The sequence below is a fragment of the Paenibacillus sp. 2003 genome (genome assembly GCF_031455635.1).
In the GTDB taxonomy this organism is placed as follows: domain Bacteria; phylum Bacillota; class Bacilli; order Paenibacillales; family Paenibacillaceae; genus Paenibacillus; species Paenibacillus amylolyticus_B.
Genome location: NZ_JAVDTB010000009.1, coordinates 183,888 through 206,806, shown reverse-complemented (window position 1 = coordinate 206,806; position 22,919 = coordinate 183,888). Strand labels below are relative to the sequence as shown.

Below are 22,919 nucleotides of genomic sequence, written 5' to 3'. Positions count from 1 at the left end.
CAAACTATATTTTAATAAAATCAACATAAATCACTTCATCAATTACTTCGATAATCCAGCCATAAATTGTTTAATGACCTGAATTAACTCTTCAGGAGCTTCATACATGCTCATATGACCTGCACCCGCAATTACGGCTTGCACGATATGTGGCTTGTCACTTGTAAATGTACGTTCTGGCGGGATAACAGCATCCTTTTCTCCCGCAACCAGCAATACAGGTAAAGGTGTAGCCGATAACACATCGCGGCGATCCGGACGTTCTCGCATAGCAAGTGCAGCACCAACAGCACCTTGAGGAGCAGTCTGGTAACCAATTTCCTTCACACGTGTTACATGCTTAGATAGCGATTCCACATGTTCTGGTGCAAACAGTCCGGGAACCAGTCCATCTACAAAATTCACGATACCTTCGGTCTGAATGGTGGATACAGCACGAAGGCGTTTTTCCTTGGCTTCTTCACTGTCCGGATAGGCTGTCGAATGAATCAGACCAAATGCATTCAAACGCTCAGGGTGACGTTGCGCAATCGAAAGCGCAATGTATCCACCCATCGAGTGTCCCAAAAGGACCGCTTTTTCCACATTCAACTCATCCATCAACTGTAATACATCGTTGCCCATCTGTTCGATGGTATAACTTCCTACAGGTGCATCTGTTTTTCCGTGTCCACGCAGATCAGGTACGATACAGCGATAGCTGCGTGCCAGTTCAGGTACGACCTCATCCCAATACGATGAACTGCCACAGTATCCGTGGAGCAAAATGAGTGCTTCTCCCTTACCTTGTTCGGCATAACAAATCGTCGTTCCATCACACATCACTTTTTCCATATAAATCCCTCTCTCTGCGCGAATTAAATAATTCAGGTTGTATATTATTAAGCCTACATATCATGAATGAAACGTTTGTCTCCATTTCCATGCTTCAATTGCGGCGTCTGCAATCGTTCGGGACATCCCCATGACGAAGTGAAGCGAGGTCATCTGCAAAATGGAATAGGGCCTTGGTCCATTGGCATTAACCACAGCCGCTACACTGTATTGTCCAACAGGGGGTAGCTTGCCTCCGACCGATTGGGCCGGAATGAGTGGGTTATTCGAGAGATAGTATGTACCTACCGCATGCTTTGGACCCAGACATGCATCAATCGCTATGATGGCATGGTGCGCAGGAATAAGTGCCAATTTCTTTTCCAGCGTATCTGCATCACAAGGGGAAGACAGTGTGCCAATCACGTTCTCCATTCCGCTCTCTTGCAGTAAACTTCCTGTCAGTGGACCCAGAGCATCCCCGGTGGAACGATCCGTACCGATGCAGACAAACGTGATCTCAGCTGGAGAATGAAGTTGAACGATGTTTTTGAAAAATAAGACCAGATTCTCTGCAGGCACGCCTTTGCGGACTTCCCTTCCTTGATGACGAACCATTTCTCGCTTATAGGCTGCCAAGCTGTATTCCCTCCAGTACAATCAGGTTTCCGTTTAAATCCTGTTGTTGTATCCATCATTGTAACCGATGCTTGGTTTCCTCGCAAAAGCATTAGCCTGAGCGCTTCCAATCATGATACAATAACAAGAGTTTCCGATACGGAAGGGATGAACTTAACGATGGATTTAACACAAGCAACAGCAGCCAATATGGAATATATGATTGAAGCGATCAAAACCAAACTTCGTATGGCAAGCGGTGCCGCCATGCAAGCTTCTTCATTCCCACTTGAGAAATATGAAGATCTGTTTGACCTGTATGAAATGATTTTGAGCAAGGAACATCTCAGTATCTCTGAAGTGGAAGCTGTCGCTTCGGAACTGGGTAATCTTCGTAAATCTTAGCAAAGTGTTGCTTTTGATCATTTGCGACTTCTTCTATGAAGTCCTATTCAAAAGCAAGCCTAAAAAGGACCTGTTTCCACATCACCGTGGGAACAGGTCCTTTTTCACATATTTATATTTCCAGACTATCTTTTAAGGAATACATCCCATCCTTAAGGCAGGTCAACCAAAACAAATTCGGCAGGTTCACTGTCTGTGCTCGTGATTTGCAGATCACAGCTTTTGCGAATTCGTGCGGCATCGCCCGGCTTGAGGTTGAAGTTACCATCCGAACAATGAATCTCTACATGCCCACTGATCAGGAAAAGATGTGTCCGTCGATCTTCGTGTTGCGGGTACATCAACTTTTTCCCGGACTCCAAATGGGAGAGGTAACAGGTTACATCCTGGGAAATAGGCAATGCGCCTTCGCTTCCCTCTCCCCCTTGCCCGGATACAATCGGACATAGACGATTCAAGTGCTCCTGCGGCTCTATTCTCCGATTCGTATAGGAAGGTTTCAGCATACGCTCCGATGGCAAAAACCACATCTGGAGGAAACGTACCGGTTCATCCGCTGACGGATTGGTCTCGGAGTGTTCCACTCCCGTCCCCGCACTCATCACCTGGACCGTACCCGGTTCAAGCAATTGTTCTGTTCCCATACTATCCGTATGTTTGAGTGTACCTGATATGACATAACTGACAAGTTCAAGATCATGATGTGGATGTTTCTTAAAGCCTTCTTGCGGCATCAGCGTGTTTTCATTATGAGCCAACAGACAGCCAAAATGGGCGTTGCTTGGATCATCATAATCCGCAAAGGAAAAGCTGAATTCACTGTGTATCCAACCTCGATCCGACGTGTGCCTTTCTTCCGATGTCACCACTTTAATCATGTTCATCCACCTCCAAGAGTTTAGAGCTGCCACATTACCGCGGCAGTCCATGCGTGTATATGAATTGTATAGATGAATACCAGTTGGTATGTCATCTTTACCCGGGGTCCGGCAACTCTAATCACGCCCCTTCTTAAGGTTATACGCTATCTTCAAGTGAGTGGAGAATGAACTCACTATCTGCATGACCTACAAGGGTACCCGCATCATTTCGGATGTCCGAAGGGAACACTTCAGCCAATCGTGCAATGGTTCTCTCATTGGAATAACCAATCTGTCTTAGGATGGATTGGGTGATGAAAGCCCACTCTTCCTCGGAACCATCAAGCACCTTGAAGGTGATTCCCAGTCTTTCTTTTTTCAGACCAAAACCGAATACCCCCTTGAATCCACCCTTCGCTACAATGTTATCGTCTTCCAGCAGCACTGAATCTACACGCTCCGTGCCACCTACCATCAACGGATGTTCATTCATAGCTGATGAAATTGTCTCTACAGCTGTTCTTGTGGAAGGATCAGCGATAAGATCTGGACAAGCAAGCTTCAGATAAGCGTTCGACAATGCCGACAACGGCAAAGAAAATACCGGAAAGCCGCAGCCATCCGTCCCAAGCTCAATCTCTTTTTCTTCAATACCTGCCAGGTCGGCAAACGTTTCAAGAATTTCTCGTTGCACCGGATGATCCGGTTCAGCGTAACTGCCCAGATCAACCTGCTTCATCTGACTGTACCCCAGAATTCCCAGATGTTTTCCGGAGCAGTTGTGCAAGATACGCCGTTTCTCTCCTTGTCCACGTAACCATTGATTACGGCTTTCTTCATTAAGCGGATAGCTTGGTGCACAGATCAGGCATTCTTCTCCCAATCCAATTTTACCGGATAACTGCTCCAGCACCCGAATGTGTTCCGGTTCCGAACGATGCGAAGAGGACATAATGGCAATCTCCTGTGCTGATAGGCCATAGTGTCTGGCAATTCCTGCCCGAATACCTGGAATGGCTTGAAAAGGTTTGGCAGCTGAGCGAGTGAACGCTCTAAAATGAGGGTCACCAGCCGAGTATACGATTCGGCCATACTCATCCGTAATACTTATGTGTCCGTAATGGGCGCATTCCATAACGCCTGCACGGTATTCTTTAATTAACAAGGCACTCTCCATGCGAGTTCTCTCCTTTGTGCTCCCGATTTCATCTCTGCTTTGCGTCACGACGCCGCATGGGATATCTTAAATAGTATAGTACAAAAGCGACGTTTTTACAGTTTTTTTGACAGGCGTTTCGGGTATAGCTTTATCATCTATGTTCATCTACTACAATAACTGAAGGAGAAACTCATTATGCCGCGCAAAACGTATTCACCAGCCTCATTCAGTTCAAATTCCGGTACGTTATTACGTCCACTCCTCAACTGGAGTTTGGCTGGTCTGGCCCTCAGCGCATCGGTTGTATTCATCCTGGCAGGTCTGGGTGCCTGGTTGGGTGCTGATGTTATTATTCGTCTGGATGATCAAATTCAGCAATTATTTTATCTGAATTCAGATTCACGTCTTCATCTATTCCCTTACACTGCATTCATAACCGCACTGGGTTCTTTCAAAATCTCTGCTGTGGCTGCAGGAGGTTTTGCTCTTCTTTTCTTCATTCAACGCAGTCCAAGGTTTGTTATATATGGATATGCGCTCACCGGAAGTTTTGCCATGATGTGGATTCTGAACACGTTATTGAAGGAATTTTTCAGACGAAGCAGACCTGAACTGGATCATCTGTTGGTCGTTCACGGGTACAGCTTTCCCAGCGGACATGCCATGATCTCCATGGGCTTCTACGGCATGCTCTTTGTAATCTGGGCCATTGAACGACAGCGACATAACTCTTCCGGTGTGTGGCTTCCTGTTCTATGTGGTATCAGTTTTATTTTCTTGATTGGCCTCAGCCGAATCATGTTGGGCGTCCATTATCCTTCGGATGTATTTACTGGATTTACTGCTGGATTGGCATGGATCTTCTGCATGGTTAAGGGCATTAAACAAAGCCGCTAAAGAATGAATTCCTCTGATTTCCAGTTCATTCATCCTCATCTTTATTGTTTCACAGGGTTGCACGGGGTTTATATACGAAGTAAGCAAACGCGAACAGACAACATCCTACATCAAGTTTAAAGGAGGCGGTTGTTATGTGGGGCATCATTATCAGCATTGTGATGGCTGTCATCATCGGTTTGATCGGAGATGCACTTGCCGGTCACAACATGCCTGGAGGCATAATCGGTGCAATGATTGCCGGATTTGCCGGAGCCTGGCTGGGAGCACTTTTGCTTGGTAACTGGGGACCAGTTATCGGCAACTTTGCCATCATCCCTGCCATCATTGGTACAGCGCTCTTTGTTTTCTTGCTGGGGCTTGTGTCCAGACTGCTAAGACAGGCTGCCTGATTCGGGCAACAAGGTGTTCGTTGTTTCGTATTTGTTTCTTAAATTGAAGAAGGAGTGATTAGACATGAATAAAGCAGAAGAGCAATATCCTGTACAGACGGGTTCAACTTTCGCAAAAGGTATTTTCATCGGGGGTTTGCTGGGAGCTGCAGCAGCACTACTCTTTGCGCCTAAACCGGGACGTGAATTGCGTGGTGACCTTTCCGAAAAAGTGGGCATCGTTACTGACCGCACCAAAGAAGTGGCATCTGTTGTAAGTGACAAAGCCACTGAACTGGCTAAAACGGTCTCTTCCAAAACTTCCGACATTGCAAAAACGGTAAACCAAGGCCGCAATGATGTAATGGATTCTGTGAGAAAAGCATCCGCTGATGTAGCTAATGAAGCATCCCGTGCATCTGATGAAGTGGCTGCCGCTTCCGTTGAAGCGAAGGAAGATGCACGTAAAGAACTTAACTCGACTAGCCTGTAAGGCGATACAGATCGAGTGACCAATAGCCAGCTGCACTCCAGCTGGCTATTTTTTATCCAATGCGAGTTGAGGAGGACGAATAATATGAGTAAATTTACAATCAACGGTAATACTCCAATTACGGGAGCAACACCGGCACAGCAGTATGATACAAGCGAGCATCCTTTTGAATTGCGTCATGAGGTAAAGCGATTGAACACCCGTTTGGACCAGATTGCGGACAGTCTGGAGAGAGCACAGATCAAGGATATTATTGAGAATTACAGCAGTCCCAAAAAGCGGATTATTACCAATTTTACAGCGGGCATGGCACGAGGCCTCGGTCTGACTGTGGGTACCTTTGTTGTTCTCGGTTTGCTGGCATTCATTCTCAGCCAATTTGTGAATATGCCGATTGTGGGCCAGTATATCGCTGACTTGCTCGGTTATATTGAAGATTACAAAAACTAAGAGGACTAACCAATAGTAGGCTATCCCTTACCTTTTTCCGTAGCTCCTTTTTTCTCTGTCTCTTCAGCTGAAGGCTGTGTGGATTTCACTTTGAGCAGATCTCCTGTCCAGCCTTTCATCATCAGCCATACATACATGCTGATCATGCTTAAGATAATGACAACAAGTACCAGTACAACTCCCCATGATTTGTCGATAAAGGGCAGGTTCTCAAAGTTCATCCCCCATATCGCACCAGCTGCCGTGGCAGGTATGAACACAGCAGTGACAATGGTCAACGTCTTCATGATCTCATTGCCACGTACACCGGAGATCGCATTATCAATGGAGATTAACGTATCGATCTCTTTCTCGTAGTGACTAAACAAACGTTCCATTCGCTCTACTCGATGTTGGAGCTGCTGGAAATATCGATTTTCATTTATTTCATCAAGGTAAGCCTCATGTGAAGCAGCCATCAGTTCCGAGTAAGGGATGAACAGATTACTCCAATACAATAATTCAAATCGAGCGGCGAGAATCTGGTCCATCAAGGTGCGTGCATTGCGAGATTCCATCTTCCGTTCCAGATCACGCAGGTCCTTCTCAAAATGATCCATTCCCACATGGTAGTAATGCAGTATAGCTCGAAAGAGTACAAACATCCCGTCCCTGGCCTCACTACATTGCTGTAACATATGGGCACGTTCATCCGTCTTCATAATACCTCGTGTATTGTCATCCATATTTAAGGTAACCAGGTTATTACGATCGACGTAAAAGAACATCTGATTATCTTTTCTTTTGTCATCTCTCTCATTCTTGATCGCATATAACAATGAACCAAATATGACTGGTTCTTTACCATTCACGAAACGGACGGACAAATAATTCGATTCTACTTCCGGAATTTTATAAAGCCAATACCGCATATCCGGAAACGCCTCTGTCAGCTCCTCCAAAGCATCGTTCATGCTATCGGTGTCAGGTGCAACCCAATCCCACCATTGCCAATGGTCCGAGCAAGATAACTTGTCACGGCGAGCTTCCAATTTGATTTGGTTCACAATCACTTTATCCACTCCTGCACTCATGTTCTTCATTACATACCCATCTTTTTGATCCCAAAAAGGACACGTATGCATTTCAGCGCAATGACGTGTCCTTCTTTATGCCGTACTCAGCAACATTAGAGTTCCATTTTTCATAACATTGAAGCATTAGACATGATCTGTTTCAATTTCTCTGTAGCTCGCTTCTGAATACGAGATACACTCATCTGTGAAACACCAAGCTTCTGGGCAATTGCCCGCTGAGATTGGCCATCCTGGAATGCTAGAATAAGTACCTGCTGCTCTTGTTCCTTCAATTGTCCCAATGCCTGTTGCAAGTCCATCCGTTTTTCGACCGAATCATAGTCATTAACATCTGCACTGATCAGTTCACCCAATGTTGCTGCACTGTCATCCTGAGATAAAGGAGAATCCAGTGATACATAGTGGTAACATTCCCGACCAGCCAGAACTTCAATCGTCTCTTCTGCAGTCAAATCAAGGTATTCAGCAATTTCGTTCACACCGGGTGAGCGCTCCAGCTTAACGGTTAACTCATCAATGGCATGTTGCACAAGGGCTCCCTTTTCCTTAATCCTCCGGGGCACCTGAATATACCAGGATTTGTCGCGCAAGTAGTTCTTCATATGACCGATCATGCTCTTCATGGCATAAGGTTCAAACGGAATACCTAGGTTGATATCGTATTGCTTAAGCAAACGAATCAAAGCCATCTGCCCGGTCTGATACAAGTCTTCGTATAGATCGGGGCGATTCCGAGCGATTTTACCTGCTGCCATCTTGACCATTGGTTCATACTTACGGATGAGAACTGTTGCAATTTCATTATCTTGGGTCTGCTGGTATTCCCAGATCAAACCTATAGCTTCAGACATGGACTCTGGGGGAGTCACTTTTTCATTCATACTTTCTCCTCACTTCTTGCAAGACGTTTTACGAGTACTACTTTCGTACCTTTGCCCGTCTCACTTTCCACACTGACATCGTCCATCAAGGCTTGCATCAGGTAGAACCCAAGTCCGCCAACCTGTGCTTCTGTCAGTTCTTTGTCGTGTAGACCGGCACGTGACACAGCAGGGTTCATGTTCTCGAAGCTGGCACCTTCGTCCTTGACAATAATGGACAATGTTTCGCCATCCACTTCGAATACAACTTCAACCATGCCGCCTTCGTGTGAGTAGGCATACAATACAGAGTTGTTACAGGCCTCGGATACAGCAACTTTCATATCCTCAATGTCTTCATAAGAAAACCCCATTTTGGATGCTACTCCATAGAGATTGAGTCTTACAATATCAACGTAATCAGCTGTCGCAGGTAAATTAAGGGTGACTCTTTGAACTTCTGCATTCATTCCTTTTTCGATCCTTTCCTATTGGGAATTCTTCTGTGTGACAAAGAATTTGGCGATGCCCGTCATGTCAAAAAGTTTCTGAATCTGCGCAGGAACTTCCTGTACTTCAAAGCGAGCTTCCATTCCATGTCTTGCCTTCAGAACAGATAACAGGATACCAATCCCTGTACTATCGATATACTTCAATTCTTTCATGTTGATCACAAGATCCTGTTCCTTGTTATCCACGAGCGGCTCCATCACCAAGCGGAAGTCAGGAGCAACCGACAAATCCAGTTCGCCAGTCAGATACACCGTGCATACACCGTCCTGTGTTTCAGTTCTTGCATTGAATTTTTCGTTTTTGTTTGTATTCATTAGACATCTCTCTCCTGATCAATGGTTTCCTTACCTAATAACCCAACTTCAGCACGAGTGAAACAGAAAGAAGTTTGGAAAATGTTTCAATTGGCCTGATTCATGGCTGAAGGGCCTGGGTCTAACATTTGTCTTTGTTTTTGAAACTGGGCTATTTTCTGTTTCACATTGCCCATTTTCACCGGTTTACTAATATAATCATCCATGCCTGCAGCAGTACAGCGTTGCTGAATACCTTCCATCACGTTAGCAGTCATAGCTATAATGACCGGCTGATCGGACTGGGACAGGCTCTCCCGAATCCGCCGTGTACATTCCAAACCGTCCATCACAGGCATCTGCAGATCCATGAACACATAGTCATAGGGATAACGGCTATTATTTACCATATCGAGTGCGCTCTGCCCATCCTCAGCAATATCTGAGAGCAACCCAAGTTTACCGAGCATAATCGCCATCAACTTCTGGTTAATCGGATGATCATCCACAATTAATACTGTCGGGTGTTTATTCTCATTCTTCACATCTGTCAGCTTCTCTTCCCCATTCATCTGGACCAGTTCAGTTTCTACATAACGTTTTGCCTGAATTGTAAATACAAACGTCGCTCCCCGTTGCTCTGTTGTATCCAGGTAGATCTGTCCACCCATCATTTCAACCAGAGTCTTGCATATTGCCAGTCCTAAGCCAGTTCCACCGTATTTACGTGTCATTGATGTATCCAGCTGGGAAAACGGCTGAAACAGGCGATCAACTTTGTCTGAAGCGATACCTATCCCGGTGTCTTTAACAGCAAACTCCAATGCCATTTGTCCGTCCTGTTCTTCCTTAACTGACACGATCAGATATACTCCACCTTGATCGGTAAATTTGATCGCATTTGCAATAAGATTCAAGAGAACCTGACGTAACCTTGCCATATCTCCATAAATTAAATCAGGGACAGAATCTTCCAGGAAATAATCCAGTTCCAGGTTCTTTTTCCCCGCTTCTGCAGCAAACAATCCCAACACTTCCCGAATACAGGACACAATCTCAAAAGGATGCTCTTCAAGTTCCATTTTGCCTGATTCCATCTTGGTGAAGTCAAGAATGTCGTTGATGACCGTGACAAGTGCATCCGCGCTGCGACGAACGATGTCTGCATATTCCTTCTGATCTTCCTTCAGTTCCGTCTCCATTAGCAGATCCACCATGCCGATAACTCCATTCATCGGTGTACGAATCTCATGACTCATCATCGCCAGAAACTCGGTCTTTGCATTGGCTGCAATTTCTGCTTCTTCCTTGGCCTGAATGAGTTGTTGGTTCATCTTCTCCAGTTCCTGTGTCTTCTGGTGAAGCAGCATCGTCTGTGTTTTCAGTCGTTTGTTGGTGATAAACATCTCCACAAAGCCCTCGATTTTGGATTTCAAAATCTGAGGAATAAATGGTTTAACCATGTAATCAATGGCCCCGGCTGAATATCCGGCAAACAAGTGCTCCGCTTCTCTACTGTTCGCAGAGATGAATATAATCGGCACATCCTTGGACTTGTCCCGTGCCTTAATTAACTTTGCTGTCTCAATTCCGTCCATTCCAGGCATCTGCACATCGAGAACGATAACCGCAAATTCGTCTTTTAGCAGACAACGGAGTGCCTCTTCTCCGGAAGTTGCCTTAACGAGTTTATATTGTTCCGATTCCAGAACTGCTTCAAGAGCAAGCAAGTTCTCAGGGCGGTCATCTACCAATAATATGTGGATTGGTTCATTGAGCCCCATGGCTAACCCTAACCCCCTATTTGATCTTCCGGTATATTTTTTCGGTCCGGTCTAACGGCTCATAGGTATCACTGAACTCTGTAAAATGTATCGATTCTTTCGACCCCAGAACCAGAATACCAAAGTGGCTCAAGCTCTCATGAAACAGCCCATGCACATGGTTCCGCAGTTCATCATTAAAATAAATCATGACATTACGGCAAAAGATAACATTAAATTCGTTAAATGACCGATCTGTTGCCAGGTTGTGCTCGGCGAAAATGATGTTCTTCCTTAGAAAAGGATGAAATATCACCGAATTATATTTCGCTGTATAGTACTCGGAGAAGGCTCTGGTACCCCCTGCCTCCAAATAATTTGTAGTAAATAGTTTCATTTTCTCAATACCATATACGCCTTCTTTGGCCTGTTGCAAAGAGCGATCATTCATATCCGTTGCGTAGATCCTTGCCTTGTCATACAGTCCTTCCTCATACAACATGATGGCCATGGAATAAACTTCCTCTCCCGTGGAACATCCCGCATGCCATATTCGGATATACGGGTAAGTTCTCAGGATAGGAATAATCTTTTCCCGAAACATTCGGAAAAGCGAAGGATCTCGAAACATTTCCGTTACAGGGATGGATAAGTTCTGTACAAAACGGTCAAACGCGGAACGGTCATGAAGAACACGCTCCTGCAAGCCGGATATGCTCTTAACACCTTCAGCATGTGCATGATGCCAGATTCTTCGTTTTAGGGATGGCAGTGCATAGTTTCTAAAATCATATCCATATAAACGGTGCATGCCTTCCAACAGCAACTCAATCTCGATCAGCTCGCGTTCTTCATCTTGCGGCATACGGACCAAATCTGCCCCCGTCTCGGTAGGTTCCCACGGTGTCATAAGTTCTCTCCACTTCTTCATTTGTTACTTGCGTATTCGTCGTATTGTCTTTCATTACCCAAACAATGAACATACGAATAATGAACTTACGAATACAGCCATACGCGCATTAAGGATAACAATTGATCTGTCTGAATTGGTTTTTTCACATAATCAGATGCTCCGGCCTCAATACATTTGCCGCGATCCTCTTTCATCGCTTTGGCCGTGAGCGCAATAATCGGCAACTTTTCAAACTGTGGGATCTGTCTGATTCGTGTCATTGCTTCATAACCGTCCATCTCTGGCATCATCATATCCATCAGTACCAAATCAATTTCCGGATTTTTGTCCAAAATCTCCAAAGCCTCTCGGCCGTTCTCCGCAAACGTTACATCCATACGATAACCTTCAAGGACACTTGAAAGGGCAAATACATTACGAATATCGTCATCTACAAGCAATATTTTCTTGCCTTCAAACAACGTTTCTTTGTTGTGTAGTTTCTGTAAAATCCGACGCTTGTCTTCCGGCAAATTGGCTTCTACCCGATGCAGGAACAAAGTGGTCTCATCCAATAGACGTTCCGGTGACTTCACATCTTTGATAATGATGGATTCCGCATATTTGCGCAGCTTCATTTCTTCCTTGGAATCCAGTTCTTTGCCTGTATAAATTATAATCGGCAGATCGTTCAGATATTCATCATCGCGAATCTGGTCGAGCAACTCGAACCCGGTCATATCCGTTAACATCAGATCCAGTACCATGCAGTCATAACGCTGGCTGTGTAATTCATTCAAAGCCTCACTACCTGTCGATACAGCGGTGATTGCAACATCATCATGACCAATCAATTCAATAATGGCTTTACGCTGAATTTCATCATCTTCAACGATCAACAGTCGTTTTAATTGATTCTCAGTATATGATTTGATATGCGAGAATGCTTTATCCAGTGAATCCTTGCTCGAAGGTTTTTTCAGATACGCAATGGCGCCCATCATCAGACCTTGCTTCATATCATCAATGACTGAAATCACATGAACCGGAATGTGGCGTGTTGCCGAACTGCTCTTCAGCTCACCAAGAATGGTCCAACCATCCATCACAGGCAATTGAATATCCAGGATAATGGCATCCGGCAGATATTGACGTGCCATTTCAAGTCCTTTATCACCTTGAAGGGCAACAAGTGCTTTGAATCCTCTTCCCCTCGCCATATCCATCAAAATATGTGCAAAGTTCACGTCATCCTCGATGATGAGGAGGATTTTGTCACCTTCCATGATATTCTCCCGATCATCTTCGATCTGCGTGACATCTGGAGTATGGGAAGGAGACAGATCTGTACCCACGCTACGCTCCGGATCAGGAGAGAGAATGGACTGATGACTTGAAAGCATGGTCCGTGCTTCGATGGACTGTTCATAAAGATCCTCTGAGGATACAGCCGCTTCTCTTGAAGCACCTTCCTCTGCCAAGGCTTCCTCTTCATGATTATCCGGCAGGTATAAGGTAAAGCAGCTACCTTCCCCTTCGGATGATTCCACCTGTATTGCGCCACCAAGCAAACGTGCCAATTCCCTGCTAATGGACAATCCCAGACCAGTTCCGCCGTATTTCCGACTTGTGGTCCCGTCTACTTGCTGGAACGCTTCAAAGATCAGATCCGTTTTGTCCGATGGAATGCCAATGCCAGTATCTTTCACACTGAATCCGAGATATTCCTGATTGGTGTTCATATAACCCGGCAGCTCTTCCGGTTTCATCCGACGTCCAATCAGACTAACCGAACCTCGATTGGTAAACTTAAATGCGTTCGACAACAAATTCCGTAAAATTTGTTTGACGCGATGACTGTCGGTGTATACCCATTCCGGTAGATCGCTGTCGAAATCGATATTCAAGTTCAGTTCCTTTTTATTCGCCATCGGTCCAAAGTTCTGCTGAACAAAGCTGGTCAGCTCTTCCATTCGAACTGTCTCATAATTGATATCCATCTTACCTGCGTCCACCTTGGACAGATCCAGAATCTCATCAATCATCTTCAGCAGATCCGCGCCTGACATGTAGATGGTTTGCGCATATTCCTGCTGTTTGTCAGTCAGATTTCCACCTTTGTTCTCCGACAATAACTGGGACAAAATGAGCAGACTGTTCAATGGTGTACGGAGTTCATGTGACATATTCGCTAAAAATTCGGACTTGTACTTGCTCGTCATCGACAGCTGTGTAGCTTGCTGTTCCAACTGTGTCTTCGTTTTCTCAATTTCGTCATTTTTCTCTTCAACTTCACGCACCTGCTCTTCAAGCGCCCGCGTCTTGGCAATGAGCTCCGTATTAAAATGTTCCAGTTCTTCCTGCTGACGCTGCAGCAATTCCTCAGATCGTTTAAGCGCCTCTGTCTGCTCCTCCAGATTCTCATTGGAACGGCGAAGTTCTTCTTGCTGTGTCTGCAATTCTTCCGATTGAACCTGCAGTTCCTCAGTCAGTGCCTGGGATTCGCGCAGCAGCTCCTCCACACGCAAACGACGTCGAACGTTGTTCAAAATAACGCCCAGGTTCATAATCAGTTGTGTGAACAACTGCTTGTGAAGTTCATTGAAACCTTCAAAGGAAGCCACTTCAACTACACCAATCAATTCATCTTCAAACACGACAGGATAGATCATGATACCCGCAGCACGTGTTGAGCCTGATGCTGAACCAATATGCACATAATCTTCAGGCGTATTTTCCAGAATAATCGGTGTCATATCCAGCGCGGCTTGACCAATCAGGCCTTCACCGATGCGATACATTTCTTTACCAACGTCTTCGTTCTCTTCAAATGCGTATGCACCGTAACGTCTCAGTTCGTCGGGATGTTTCTCCTCATCGATCAGATAGACAACACCCAACTGAGCGCCAAGCACAGGTGTGAACTCACTGATAAACATCTGTGAAATTTGGCGAATGGAGCCAATCCCCCGAAGCAGCTCCGGAACTCTTGCGATGTTCGAACTCATCCAGTTTTGATCCTGCTGGGCCTGTACATAAGCCCTCTCGATTTCCAGTTTTTCTTCCAGATCACTGGATACATCTTTGAACACACTGGCAATCTGACCAATCTCATCGGTTGATTTGACCTGTATGCGCCGAATGGTTCGGTAACGCCCTTTACCAAAGCTGGTAATCATCATAGATACCGTGTTCAGCCCCCGCGTAATACTCGGCAGCACCCACATAATGACACCCAATGCAAGCAACAACCCCGCAATCATGATACTTATCGTGATCTGTACGGCTCTCGTATACGCTGCATTAGCGTTCTTGATCTCGGCATCAATCTCTTGGTCCTGATAACGGGAAAGAGCATTCAAACTATCCACAGCTTCTTTTTGCACCGCGAGTCCTGTTGAATTGCGGTAGTTATTCGCATCTTCTACCCGGTTTTGGGACATCAGGCTAACCTGCCTAGTGGCATAGTTGTTATAAGCCTCCCATGCCGTGTTGACACGATCCACCAGCTGATGTTCAGGTGCACTGTCTGCCCTTTTTCTCACTTCCTCGAGGTTACGATCGCCACGCTCTTTCATCGCTTTCAAATCCCCATCTGCTGCCCCAATGGAGTTGGTTGGGTTTAATAACAAGTTAGCCAGCACTTTGGCAATGTCATTGACCTCTCCGCGGGCAGCTGAGGTGAACCTTACTTTGAGATAACGTTCTTGATACATCTGATCAATCTGCTTATTGCTACTGTTCAGGCGTTCATAACTCACAAATGTGAGTACGATTAAAATAGCCATCAGAGCGGTAAAACCAATCAGCAGTTTATTCCTGATCTTCATTCATCCCCCGCCCCTTTATCCAAAGTAATCCAGACCAGACATTTATCATCATCCCGCTCCTGGGGAATTTCGTCGTCAAAAAACATCGCCTGCATGGCAGCTTCATTCCACTGATGTGAGCCTGTCAGTTTTTCGATCAAGAATTCATGTTGTTCCTCCTGCCCGCCCTGAACAGCTTCCAATAATCCATCCGTATAAAGTGCAATATGCCCGTCACCCTCGTAATGGATCGTTTGTGGTTCAATATCCATCTTGTCAAATAAACCAACAGGACAGCAGACGCTGTCAAATGTGGTGACACTGCCATCGTTTCGGAAAAATAAAGCAGGTGGATGCCCTGCATTAACATAATCAATGCGCTTCATCCGTGTATCAACGACCAGATAAATTGCCGTGAAATAATACTGCACCAATTGTTTTTCCAGATGGAGCTGGTTAAAACGACGGTTCAACTCCTGAATGACCTTCTCTGGATCCACATAAGTGGTAACCGTATCTTTCAACACAGAAGCGATAAACATGGTAAACAGGGATGAAGATATCCCGTGTCCCATCATGTCGAGCAGCAGTACTCCGTAACGGCCTTCCCCAAGGGGGTACCAAGAATAGAGATCACCCGCAAGCTCAAAGGATGGTTTATAGATGGCATGCACTTGGAACAGCGGGTCCCTAATTGCCGGACTTAAAACAGCATTTTGGACCATCGCTGCCAACTTGAGCTCATCCTGAATACGTTGATCACGCTCTTTATGCCAATCCTTCTCTTGTTTCAAACGAAGTGCAAGTCGAATTCTGGCCATCAGTTCGACTTTATTAATCGGTTTGGTCACATAGTCAGATGCACCTGCATCCAATGCTTCGGCAAGTTTCTTGGAATCTCCGATGGCAGTCACCATAATAATCGGTATATCCTTCAGATTCTCAAATTTCTGCACAATACTGCAGGCTTCGATACCGTCCATCTCGGGCATCATCATATCTAGCAAAATCAGGTCAATATCCGACAGTCTTGGACGAAGTTCGTTGCTTTCCTCCCCAATTCCCAACACTTCAAACATTTCCATGGCGGAACTCGCCGTTACAATGTCACGATAGTTTTCTTTTTTCAGAATTTCTCGAATGATAATGACATTCGTCGGATTGTCGTCAACAATAAGTATTCTCATTGATATCTCCTTATCTGTGGCGTCCGGGTTTGTCGATTCTTATTAGGTAAAAACGAACGTTGATTATACAAATTTTGCATACAAAACGGCAGTAGACATAATAATTCCTAGTATAACTATAATCGTAAAAACAAAAAAATTCTATCAGTAAATGGCACCATCGCAGGAGAAATAGCCCGCTTGTTACCCTGTTTTTGCAGCGTCCTGATCCCGCTTCCAAACTTGCAAAAACATAGATAAGGAATGGGGAAAGCCCCATTCCTTATCTATGTTTTTGATTAAGCATTTTACATAAAATGATTCAGAAGCTTGTCCATGTTCAGCAAACTTCAACTTGCAAGTATATCGGGTTAATCTTTCTTTTTGGCAATAACGAGCACTTTACCTTTGTCGAGTTCACTCTCGTAGAAGTCCGCTTCGGCTTCGGTAAAACCCATCGAAACAATTTTGGCCCGGAGTTCATCACCACGTGAGCGGAACAGATTCGCCAAGGAATCAAATACGCCTTCTTCTTTTATGCCAATTTCTTTGGCATCTGCTGTATCGGCAATTCGATCTGTACGATCCTTCTCATGGGCGAGAACAAAGATTTGATCAGCAAGGTATCCGGTAATCTGCAATTCTTTCACCGCTTCTACCGCCTGGACTCCGTTTTCTACCACTTTTGCATAAGCTTGCTCATTGGTTGAATTCATCGTTTCCACTCTCCTCTGATTTAATCTTCTTTATCCAGCTACTTAACATATAACCATACTATATGGGGTTGAAACGATTCGGTAATAACCAATCCTAGGAAACTGTGTCATCAAAAAGATCAATGCCTTCAATCTGCTGATAACCTGACTTCATATATACCTTCAGAGCCTGGTCTCCACGGAGAAACACTTCTCCGTCCTCTGCCACATAATAAGGTTTCCCTAGAGCATGGTGGATCGCTTCAATATTCATCTCAATTCTCTTTCCGTTTAACATGATGTGATTCTCAGATGCATCGATATGCACATATTGAATGACATCCGTATCTTCACACAAACCAACCTTTACATCATGAAAGTGATATTCAGGACACCCCAGATAAGGATCTTCCTGCTTATGCCCCGGCTGGCCCTTCTTGGCCAACAAATCATCCATGGTGTCATCCAGAGAAATGCCATTCAGAGTCCGAAAATGCTGGAAAGTCTCGGATCGATCAACAGCCAGAGTTACCTCTGACGCCTTCTCTTCCATTGCCGTCCATTGCATATCGTGAGCAGCGGGTACCGCTGCCGGTTGAACGGAAAAGGGAGAAATTACGCTAAACATCACAAGCAGTAGTTTCATCATGATTCTCACCCTTTCATCAGGTTCATCACCGCTCTGAAGGCTTCTTCATGGTTACAAAGCGGTCATGTTACTTGCGCATCCGTTGCCATACATTCGCTGCAACATCAATATACTTCATCCAGTTTTTCCCGCCCTTAGCTTCACCATTATATGTAGCTTCATAGGATTGCAGGGTACGATCCGTTGATGTAGCAGGCGGTGCAGTTACATGAACCGATTCAGTATGCTTGGTCTGTTCAGCGTTGTTACGTTTGGTCTGAAATTTCGCCATCAGCGTTGTGGAGACTTGTTTGGCTGCTGCCGTCACTTCATTCAACACTTCACCCAGATTCTCAACAGATTCCATAACAGGATCAATTTTTTTCATTTTGTGCTGTACATCCACCGTAATATCATTGGCATGTCTTACCGTCTGCTTCACTTCATAACTAAGTTCATCAATGGTTTTCTGTACCTCCTGCAATGTCTGTGAGACATTGTCCAAAGAACCCTGAGCGGATTTCAAGGTACGAATTAAAAAGAAAACCAGTACTGCAAATGCCACTGCAATCAGGGCCACGCTAATTTGATAAATCATAGAAGAACCTCTCTTTCCATATGTGCATCAGTTTGTTATTGCTATAGTTACCCGGCGATTTCCCGGACGAAACAATATTATATATCCCTTCATATATGCCTTCGCTTGGAAAAAAAACCAATGTTTCAAGCGGTTAGCACTCGGTTAAAGTTAGACTACACAAGGCGGTGAGGTGAACACAACTCACTGCACAATCAATTATACGAAAGGATGAATACTTATGTTGAAATGGTCTGTATTATTTCTAATTATTGCACTGGTAGCAGGTATTTTTGGATTCTTCGGTATTGTTGAAGCAGCTGCTTCAATCGCGAAAGTACTCTTCTTCATCTTTGTTGTACTGTTCGTAATCTCCCTGATTACGGGACGCAGCCGAATGCGATAACCTCAGGCTCTGATATGACTGAGTGTTACTAAACGAATACATACAAAAGCCGATCGTGCTACCAAGCCGATTGGCTTTTGTGCGTTCAGGCATAGTTCAACTTTTCTATACTATGTATTGCACTCCCTTCTGCTTTATTCCAATCCGCTCTCGTATGAATCCCAAAAAAACAGGACCTTTTTGAGATAGCCAACCCGGTTTTATCCCACTGAAGTATGATATTTACAGACTTGCTGTATACCCACATATGAGCCAGTTGACACTGGAGAATGCAAGAAAATATTGTTATAATTTGTGATTCATAAGGGTGCTTGCTTGGTTACTTGTAATCAGGACAACATTTTACATACCTACCGAGGAGGAAAAACAAAATGAAAAAAATCGTAAGTTTTGCCGCTGCTTTAACTTTGATGGGTTCGATGGCTGCCGCTGCGGGTGCTGAGGAAGCGGTTACTGGAACGGTCACTCCAGAAACGGGAACTAACGCAACAACTACAACTGCTCCGGCTATTGAAGTGAACAAACCTGCTGTGAATACAGTAGAAGGTAAAGCTGAGACGGTAACCGGGGCAACCTACGGCACTGATGACAAAATGTTTGAAGAGCCACTCGTAAAACCAGGCGATGAAGTACTGGTACCTACAATGTTGCTGAACCTTCTGGAGCGCACTTGGTTCTATGATGCACCTAACGGTAAACCAATCGGTGCATTGAGCTCCCAAGTCATCGATACAACAGGTGAAGTGGTTGACGGATTCGACGGCGGCGAGTGGGTGCAAGTGTACACTTGGAAAGGCAAAGCGTGGATCCACGTTGCCATTAAGTAACATCGTATAATCGTTCTAATGATAAGTAAAGAGGACAGCACGCACAATCGCGGCTGTCCTCTTTTGATTTTCCAAGATGTTCACTCCCTGTTCAAGGGTTCCTTGTGACTTCTTCCGTCTTTGGTTCAACATGTACATGTACATGCATGATGTTATGCGATCGCTTCAACCGCTCTTCAACACGGTCACAGATCTGATGGCCTTCAATCAGGCTTAGGCCTCCGTCCACTTCAATGACTACATCCACAAGTACATGACTGCCATGCACACGTGCCTTCACATCCTTGATCATCTCAACACCGGGAACGCGTGCTACTGAGGATCTGAGATCCGTCAGTTCCTTCTGGTCAAATCCATCGGTAAGACGATGTGTAGAATCCCGGAAAATCTCCCAAGCCGTTTTGCAGATCAACAGACCTACAGCAATGGCAGCTACTTTATCCAGCCATGGAAGTCCAAACTGCGCACCTATAATTCCAATTGCAGCGCCTATGCTGACCCAGGCATCCGAACGATTATCTTTCGCCGCAGCCATCAGAGCCTGACTATTAATTTGTTTAGCCAGACGGTGATTGTAACGATACACGCCTAACATCACCACAGCACAGACTACAGCCACCCCTGCCGCCCACAGGTTTGGAGCAACAAAGGCTCCTTCATACCAGGAGCGAACGGCTTCAACCAATACTTGCAGCCCAACCATAGCCATAATAAATGAAGCCACCAAGGCAGCAACCGTCTCCGCTCTAAAATGACCATAAGCATGATCCGAATCAGGTGGTTTCTGGGAGATTCGAAGCCCGATCAATACAGCAACGGATGCCACAATATCCGTAAGGTTATTAAAACCATCGGCCAGCAAGGCGCTGGAAGCAAATAAATATCCACAGATCAGCTTAAAGGCGGATAAGACGAGATAGGCTGCGATACTAACCCAAGCCCCTCGCTCCCCTTTTCGAATTTCTTCATAAGCGTTCAAACCGGGCGACACCCCTTTAACGTTTCGTATTACGGTTTTTCCATGTTAACAAATGCGGAGCGTGTGGGTCTACAGAAACAGTGTTGCCAGGCTGCATTGCTGTAGGCAAGCCGAAACAAAGTTGCCAGACGGCAGGGCTGTAGTTAATGAGAAAAAATGTTGGCCTGGGTAAAACCAAAGGTTTTGAGCATTTTATCAGGTTGCCCTTGTAGGGCTTTTGTAAAACGTATAAAATAGGTACATCCCGTCCAATCTGGACGGCTCACTGTAAGACCGGGAGGGAAATAACGATGAGCGAAAATAACGAACCGAAAAAGGTCAGTTTGCAGGATGCTATACGCCAAAAGCTGGCGCAAAAGAAAGAACAAGCAAATTCCGGTAACCAATCCAGCGCCTACTTTGAAGGCGGACCTAAAGCGATGAAGAGTCAAAACAACAAGAAGCCTAACAACCAGCGTCGCCGTACTGGTGGATCTTAGGTCTTAAAGCCGCAGAGAAACCCATTGAATTACAAAAAGAACCGCAAGCCCTCTTCACAGAGGCTTGCGGTTCTTTGGTGTTCCTATAATAATGTGCCGCAGATGATGCTTGGTTTAAGCTTCTACCGGATACATTTTATTGCGCAGTTCTTTGATTTCATCACTTTCCAGATATTCGTCATAGCTCATTTGGCGATCAATGATGCCATTCGGCGTAATTTCGATAATCCGGTTAGCAATGGTTTGAATGAACTGATGGTCATGGGATGTGAACAGCATGGTGCCGTCAAAATCAATCATACCATTGTTCAGCGCTGTAATGGATTCGAGATCCAAGTGGTTCGTAGGCTCATCCAGAATCAATGCGTTAGCACCAGTCTGCATCATTTTCGCCAGCATACAGCGAACTTTCTCGCCCCCGGAGAGTACACTTGCCTTTTTCAAGGATTCCTCACCTGAGAACAACATACGTCCCAAGAATCCACGCAGATACGTTTCATCCTGATCTTTGGAATATTGACGGAGCCAATCCACAAGAGTCATGTCTACACCGTCAAAATATTTGGAGTTGTCTTTCGGGAAATAAGCTTGAGTTGTAGTTACACCCCAAGTATATTCGCCGCTATCCAATTCCGTTTCACCCATAAGAATATCAAACAAGAGTGACTTTGCATTTCCGTTCGGGCCAACAAATGCAATTTTATCCCCTTTGTTCACGACAAAGCTGATATCATTCAGCATTTTTACACCATCAATGGATTTGCTGATACGATCTACGGTCAACAATTGTTTACCGGCTTCACGCTCAGGTTTGAAGTTGATAAACGGATATTTACGGTTCGATGGACGAAGGTCATCCAGCGTGATTTTGTCGAGTTGTTTCTTCCGGGAAGTTGCCTGTTTCGATTTCGAGGCGTTCGCAGAGAAACGTTGAATAAAGGCTTGAAGCTCTTTAATCTTCTCTTCTTTTTTCTTGTTGGCATCACGTTGCAACGCAAGTGCCAATTGGCTGGATTCATACCAGAAGTCATAGTTACCTACGTACAACTGGATTTTACCAAAGTCGATATCCGCAATGTGCGTACATACTTTGTTCAGGAAGTGACGGTCATGGGATACCACAATAACAGTACCTTCATAGTCCATCAAGAAGTTCTCAAGCCATTGAATGGATTCGAGATCCAAGTGGTTGGTAGGCTCATCGAGCAACAGGTTGTTTGGACGACCAAACAATGCTTGTGCAAGCAAGACACGAACTTTTTCGTTACCACTTAGTTCATTCATTTTCTTATCGTGCATGTCACGGTCAATACCCAGACCGATCAGGAGTGCCGCTGCATCCGGCTCAGCATCCCAGCCATTCAACTCGGCAAATTCACCTTCAAGCTCACCTGCACGCAGGCCGTCTTCTTCTGTGAAGTCCGCTTTGGCATACAGCGTATCTTTTTCTTTCATAATGGCATAGAGACGACTATGACCCATAATTACCGTTTCTAGAACCGGATACTCATCATATTCAAAGTGGTTTTGCTTCAAAACGGCCATACGTTCGCCCGGGGTGATGTGCACCTCTCCCGAGTTTGATTCAATTTCACCGGACAAAATTTTCAAGAATGTTGATTTACCGGCTCCATTGGCGCCGATGAGGCCGTAACAGTTTCCTGGTGTGAATTTGATATTTACATCTTCAAAAAGTGCACGTTTTCCGTAGCGGAGCGTGATGCCGCTTGTACTGATCATTAAGCATACCATCCTTTATTGGTTAATCTGCATACTGCATGAATAGCAAGTTGCGTAAATCATGGATTCAATATCCCGATGCCTATTCTGGCACCATATTATAACACAAAAAAGCGGCAAATTCGAAAATTGGCCGCTTTTTACTTATTA

Annotated in this window: 25 protein-coding genes; 8 read left to right on the top strand and 17 right to left on the bottom strand. The window is 45.0% G+C overall.

From position 1 onward, the window contains the following. Nucleotides 1–42: 42 nt before the first annotated feature. Both J2X75_RS26135 and yyaC read right to left on the bottom strand, forming a co-directional pair. Nucleotides 43–834, bottom strand: a complete 792-nt coding sequence (locus J2X75_RS26135; protein ID WP_036607004.1) for an alpha/beta fold hydrolase — start codon at nucleotides 832–834, stop codon at nucleotides 43–45. 60 nt (nucleotides 835–894) lie between these two features. After that, nucleotides 895–1,452: a spore protease YyaC gene (gene yyaC, locus J2X75_RS26130; RefSeq protein WP_307542165.1), complete on the bottom strand. Its 558-nt coding sequence runs from the start codon at nucleotides 1,450–1,452 to the stop codon at nucleotides 895–897. Between the two features lie 159 nt (nucleotides 1,453–1,611). Here yyaC and J2X75_RS26125 point away from each other — a divergent pair, with 159 nt between their 5' ends. After that, nucleotides 1,612–1,836: a DUF1128 domain-containing protein gene (locus tag J2X75_RS26125; RefSeq protein ID WP_017692283.1), complete on the top strand. Its 225-nt coding sequence runs from the start codon at nucleotides 1,612–1,614 to the stop codon at nucleotides 1,834–1,836. A gap of 152 nt (nucleotides 1,837–1,988) precedes the next feature. On the opposite strand, the gene J2X75_RS26120 is transcribed toward J2X75_RS26125, so the two are convergent. Beyond that, a complete protein-coding gene (locus J2X75_RS26120) occupies nucleotides 1,989–2,714 on the bottom strand; it encodes a pirin family protein (protein ID WP_036607001.1) in 726 nt (241 codons plus the stop codon). Nucleotides 2,715–2,853: 139 nt separating this feature from the next. Next, entirely contained in the window at nucleotides 2,854–3,873 is a 1,020-nt protein-coding gene (locus tag J2X75_RS26115; RefSeq protein WP_310341770.1) for an asparaginase, read from the bottom strand. A 177-nt stretch (nucleotides 3,874–4,050) separates the two neighbouring features. Between J2X75_RS26115 and J2X75_RS26110 the strand changes: the two genes are divergently transcribed. From J2X75_RS26110 to J2X75_RS26095, 4 genes are all read left to right on the top strand, one after another. Further along, entirely contained in the window at nucleotides 4,051–4,752 is a 702-nt protein-coding gene (locus J2X75_RS26110; protein WP_310341767.1) for a phosphatase PAP2 family protein, read from the top strand. Nucleotides 4,753–4,886: 134 nt separating this feature from the next. Next, complete coding sequence (locus J2X75_RS26105; RefSeq protein ID WP_017692278.1) at nucleotides 4,887–5,144, top strand: GlsB/YeaQ/YmgE family stress response membrane protein; 258 nt, start codon at nucleotides 4,887–4,889, stop codon at nucleotides 5,142–5,144. 64 nt (nucleotides 5,145–5,208) lie between these two features. Further along, a complete protein-coding gene (locus J2X75_RS26100) occupies nucleotides 5,209–5,616 on the top strand; it encodes a YtxH domain-containing protein (RefSeq protein ID WP_310341764.1) in 408 nt (135 codons plus the stop codon). Nucleotides 5,617–5,700: 84 nt separating this feature from the next. Further along, nucleotides 5,701–6,066 (top strand): DUF5665 domain-containing protein, encoded by a 366-nt coding sequence (locus tag J2X75_RS26095; protein WP_310341762.1) that lies wholly within the window; start codon nucleotides 5,701–5,703, stop codon nucleotides 6,064–6,066. A 20-nt stretch (nucleotides 6,067–6,086) separates the two neighbouring features. On the opposite strand, the gene J2X75_RS26090 is transcribed toward J2X75_RS26095, so the two are convergent. The 11 genes from J2X75_RS26090 to J2X75_RS26040 form a co-directional block, all read right to left on the bottom strand. Continuing rightward, on the bottom strand, nucleotides 6,087–7,148 hold the full coding sequence (locus J2X75_RS26090; protein WP_310341759.1) for a magnesium transporter CorA family protein: 1,062 nt from the start codon (nucleotides 7,146–7,148) through the stop codon (nucleotides 6,087–6,089). A gap of 101 nt (nucleotides 7,149–7,249) precedes the next feature. After that, on the bottom strand, nucleotides 7,250–8,023 hold the full coding sequence (locus J2X75_RS26085) for a sigma-70 family RNA polymerase sigma factor (RefSeq protein ID WP_047841571.1): 774 nt from the start codon (nucleotides 8,021–8,023) through the stop codon (nucleotides 7,250–7,252). Then, nucleotides 8,020–8,472 (bottom strand): anti-sigma B factor RsbW, encoded by a 453-nt coding sequence (gene rsbW / locus J2X75_RS26080; RefSeq protein ID WP_310341751.1) that lies wholly within the window; start codon nucleotides 8,470–8,472, stop codon nucleotides 8,020–8,022. Before rsbW ends, J2X75_RS26085 begins: the two co-directional genes overlap by 4 nt. Nucleotides 8,473–8,490: 18 nt before the next feature. Continuing rightward, a complete protein-coding gene (locus J2X75_RS26075; RefSeq protein ID WP_036606989.1) occupies nucleotides 8,491–8,829 on the bottom strand; it encodes an STAS domain-containing protein in 339 nt (112 codons plus the stop codon). A gap of 86 nt (nucleotides 8,830–8,915) precedes the next feature. Continuing rightward, nucleotides 8,916–10,592 carry a response regulator gene (locus tag J2X75_RS26070; RefSeq protein ID WP_310341747.1) on the bottom strand — a complete coding sequence of 559 codons (1,677 nt, stop codon included), beginning with the start codon at nucleotides 10,590–10,592 and terminating at the stop codon, nucleotides 8,916–8,918. 16 nt (nucleotides 10,593–10,608) lie between these two features. Further along, nucleotides 10,609–11,481 (bottom strand): CheR family methyltransferase, encoded by an 873-nt coding sequence (locus J2X75_RS26065; protein WP_124118112.1) that lies wholly within the window; start codon nucleotides 11,479–11,481, stop codon nucleotides 10,609–10,611. Nucleotides 11,482–11,567: 86 nt separating this feature from the next. Beyond that, nucleotides 11,568–15,293, bottom strand: a complete 3,726-nt coding sequence (locus tag J2X75_RS26060; protein WP_310341743.1) for a response regulator — start codon at nucleotides 15,291–15,293, stop codon at nucleotides 11,568–11,570. Continuing rightward, entirely contained in the window at nucleotides 15,290–16,459 is a 1,170-nt protein-coding gene (locus tag J2X75_RS26055) for a PP2C family protein-serine/threonine phosphatase (protein ID WP_310341741.1), read from the bottom strand. The genes J2X75_RS26060 and J2X75_RS26055 overlap by 4 nt, the downstream gene beginning before the upstream one ends. 350 nt (nucleotides 16,460–16,809) lie before the next feature. Then, nucleotides 16,810–17,154, bottom strand: a complete 345-nt coding sequence (locus J2X75_RS26050) for a YflT domain-containing protein (RefSeq protein ID WP_017692267.1) — start codon at nucleotides 17,152–17,154, stop codon at nucleotides 16,810–16,812. A gap of 94 nt (nucleotides 17,155–17,248) precedes the next feature. Further along, complete coding sequence (locus J2X75_RS26045) at nucleotides 17,249–17,782, bottom strand: hypothetical protein (RefSeq protein ID WP_310341738.1); 534 nt, start codon at nucleotides 17,780–17,782, stop codon at nucleotides 17,249–17,251. Nucleotides 17,783–17,849: 67 nt separating this feature from the next. Beyond that, nucleotides 17,850–18,359 carry a DUF948 domain-containing protein gene (locus J2X75_RS26040; protein WP_124118116.1) on the bottom strand — a complete coding sequence of 170 codons (510 nt, stop codon included), beginning with the start codon at nucleotides 18,357–18,359 and terminating at the stop codon, nucleotides 17,850–17,852. Nucleotides 18,360–18,579: 220 nt separating this feature from the next. Here J2X75_RS26040 and J2X75_RS26035 point away from each other — a divergent pair, with 220 nt between their 5' ends. Both J2X75_RS26035 and J2X75_RS26030 read left to right on the top strand, forming a co-directional pair. After that, nucleotides 18,580–18,744 (top strand): DUF1328 domain-containing protein, encoded by a 165-nt coding sequence (locus J2X75_RS26035; RefSeq protein ID WP_017692264.1) that lies wholly within the window; start codon nucleotides 18,580–18,582, stop codon nucleotides 18,742–18,744. Between the two features lie 371 nt (nucleotides 18,745–19,115). Continuing rightward, nucleotides 19,116–19,571, top strand: coding sequence for a hypothetical protein (locus tag J2X75_RS26030; RefSeq protein WP_307542144.1), 456 nt, complete (start codon nucleotides 19,116–19,118; stop codon nucleotides 19,569–19,571). Nucleotides 19,572–19,662: 91 nt separating this feature from the next. Here the strand turns inward: J2X75_RS26030 and J2X75_RS26025 are convergent, their stop codons facing one another. Further along, the gene (locus tag J2X75_RS26025) at nucleotides 19,663–20,550 is read right to left on the bottom strand and encodes a cation diffusion facilitator family transporter (RefSeq protein WP_310341731.1); all 888 of its coding nucleotides are present in this window, start codon (nucleotides 20,548–20,550) and stop codon (nucleotides 19,663–19,665) included. Nucleotides 20,551–20,840: 290 nt separating this feature from the next. Here J2X75_RS26025 and J2X75_RS26020 point away from each other — a divergent pair, with 290 nt between their 5' ends. Then, complete coding sequence (locus J2X75_RS26020) at nucleotides 20,841–21,029, top strand: hypothetical protein (RefSeq protein WP_017692261.1); 189 nt, start codon at nucleotides 20,841–20,843, stop codon at nucleotides 21,027–21,029. Between the two features lie 114 nt (nucleotides 21,030–21,143). On the opposite strand, the gene J2X75_RS26015 is transcribed toward J2X75_RS26020, so the two are convergent. After that, nucleotides 21,144–22,769 carry an ABC-F family ATP-binding cassette domain-containing protein gene (locus J2X75_RS26015; RefSeq protein WP_091038559.1) on the bottom strand — a complete coding sequence of 542 codons (1,626 nt, stop codon included), beginning with the start codon at nucleotides 22,767–22,769 and terminating at the stop codon, nucleotides 21,144–21,146. Nucleotides 22,770–22,919 lie beyond the last annotated feature (150 nt).

Bases quoted from the DNA above. Each gene is read 5' to 3' on its own strand.
- J2X75_RS26135 (WP_036607004.1), bottom strand. From the start codon at position 834: ATGGAAAAAGTGATGTGTGATGGAACGACGATTTGTTATGCCGAACAA.
- J2X75_RS26125 (WP_017692283.1), top strand. From the start codon at position 1,612: ATGGATTTAACACAAGCAACAGCAGCCAATATGGAATATATGATTGAA.
- J2X75_RS26120 (WP_036607001.1), bottom strand. From the start codon at position 2,714: ATGATTAAAGTGGTGACATCGGAAGAAAGGCACACGTCGGATCGAGGT.
- J2X75_RS26115 (WP_310341770.1), bottom strand. From the start codon at position 3,873: ATGGAGAGTGCCTTGTTAATTAAAGAATACCGTGCAGGCGTTATGGAA.
- J2X75_RS26110 (WP_310341767.1), top strand. From the start codon at position 4,051: ATGCCGCGCAAAACGTATTCACCAGCCTCATTCAGTTCAAATTCCGGT.
- J2X75_RS26105 (WP_017692278.1), top strand. From the start codon at position 4,887: ATGTGGGGCATCATTATCAGCATTGTGATGGCTGTCATCATCGGTTTG.
- J2X75_RS26100 (WP_310341764.1), top strand. From the start codon at position 5,209: ATGAATAAAGCAGAAGAGCAATATCCTGTACAGACGGGTTCAACTTTC.
- J2X75_RS26095 (WP_310341762.1), top strand. From the start codon at position 5,701: ATGAGTAAATTTACAATCAACGGTAATACTCCAATTACGGGAGCAACA.
- J2X75_RS26090 (WP_310341759.1), bottom strand. From the start codon at position 7,148: ATGAAGAACATGAGTGCAGGAGTGGATAAAGTGATTGTGAACCAAATC.
- J2X75_RS26085 (WP_047841571.1), bottom strand. From the start codon at position 8,023: ATGAATGAAAAAGTGACTCCCCCAGAGTCCATGTCTGAAGCTATAGGT.
- rsbW (WP_310341751.1), bottom strand. From the start codon at position 8,472: ATGAATGCAGAAGTTCAAAGAGTCACCCTTAATTTACCTGCGACAGCT.
- J2X75_RS26075 (WP_036606989.1), bottom strand. From the start codon at position 8,829: ATGAATACAAACAAAAACGAAAAATTCAATGCAAGAACTGAAACACAG.
- J2X75_RS26070 (WP_310341747.1), bottom strand. From the start codon at position 10,592: ATGGGGCTCAATGAACCAATCCACATATTATTGGTAGATGACCGCCCT.
- J2X75_RS26065 (WP_124118112.1), bottom strand. From the start codon at position 11,481: ATGACACCGTGGGAACCTACCGAGACGGGGGCAGATTTGGTCCGTATG.
- J2X75_RS26060 (WP_310341743.1), bottom strand. From the start codon at position 15,293: ATGAAGATCAGGAATAAACTGCTGATTGGTTTTACCGCTCTGATGGCT.
- J2X75_RS26055 (WP_310341741.1), bottom strand. From the start codon at position 16,459: ATGAGAATACTTATTGTTGACGACAATCCGACGAATGTCATTATCATT.
- J2X75_RS26050 (WP_017692267.1), bottom strand. From the start codon at position 17,154: ATGAATTCAACCAATGAGCAAGCTTATGCAAAAGTGGTAGAAAACGGA.
- J2X75_RS26045 (WP_310341738.1), bottom strand. From the start codon at position 17,782: ATGATGAAACTACTGCTTGTGATGTTTAGCGTAATTTCTCCCTTTTCC.
- J2X75_RS26040 (WP_124118116.1), bottom strand. From the start codon at position 18,359: ATGATTTATCAAATTAGCGTGGCCCTGATTGCAGTGGCATTTGCAGTA.
- J2X75_RS26035 (WP_017692264.1), top strand. From the start codon at position 18,580: ATGTTGAAATGGTCTGTATTATTTCTAATTATTGCACTGGTAGCAGGT.
- J2X75_RS26030 (WP_307542144.1), top strand. From the start codon at position 19,116: ATGAAAAAAATCGTAAGTTTTGCCGCTGCTTTAACTTTGATGGGTTCG.
- J2X75_RS26020 (WP_017692261.1), top strand. From the start codon at position 20,841: ATGAGCGAAAATAACGAACCGAAAAAGGTCAGTTTGCAGGATGCTATA.
- J2X75_RS26015 (WP_091038559.1), bottom strand. From the start codon at position 22,769: ATGATCAGTACAAGCGGCATCACGCTCCGCTACGGAAAACGTGCACTT.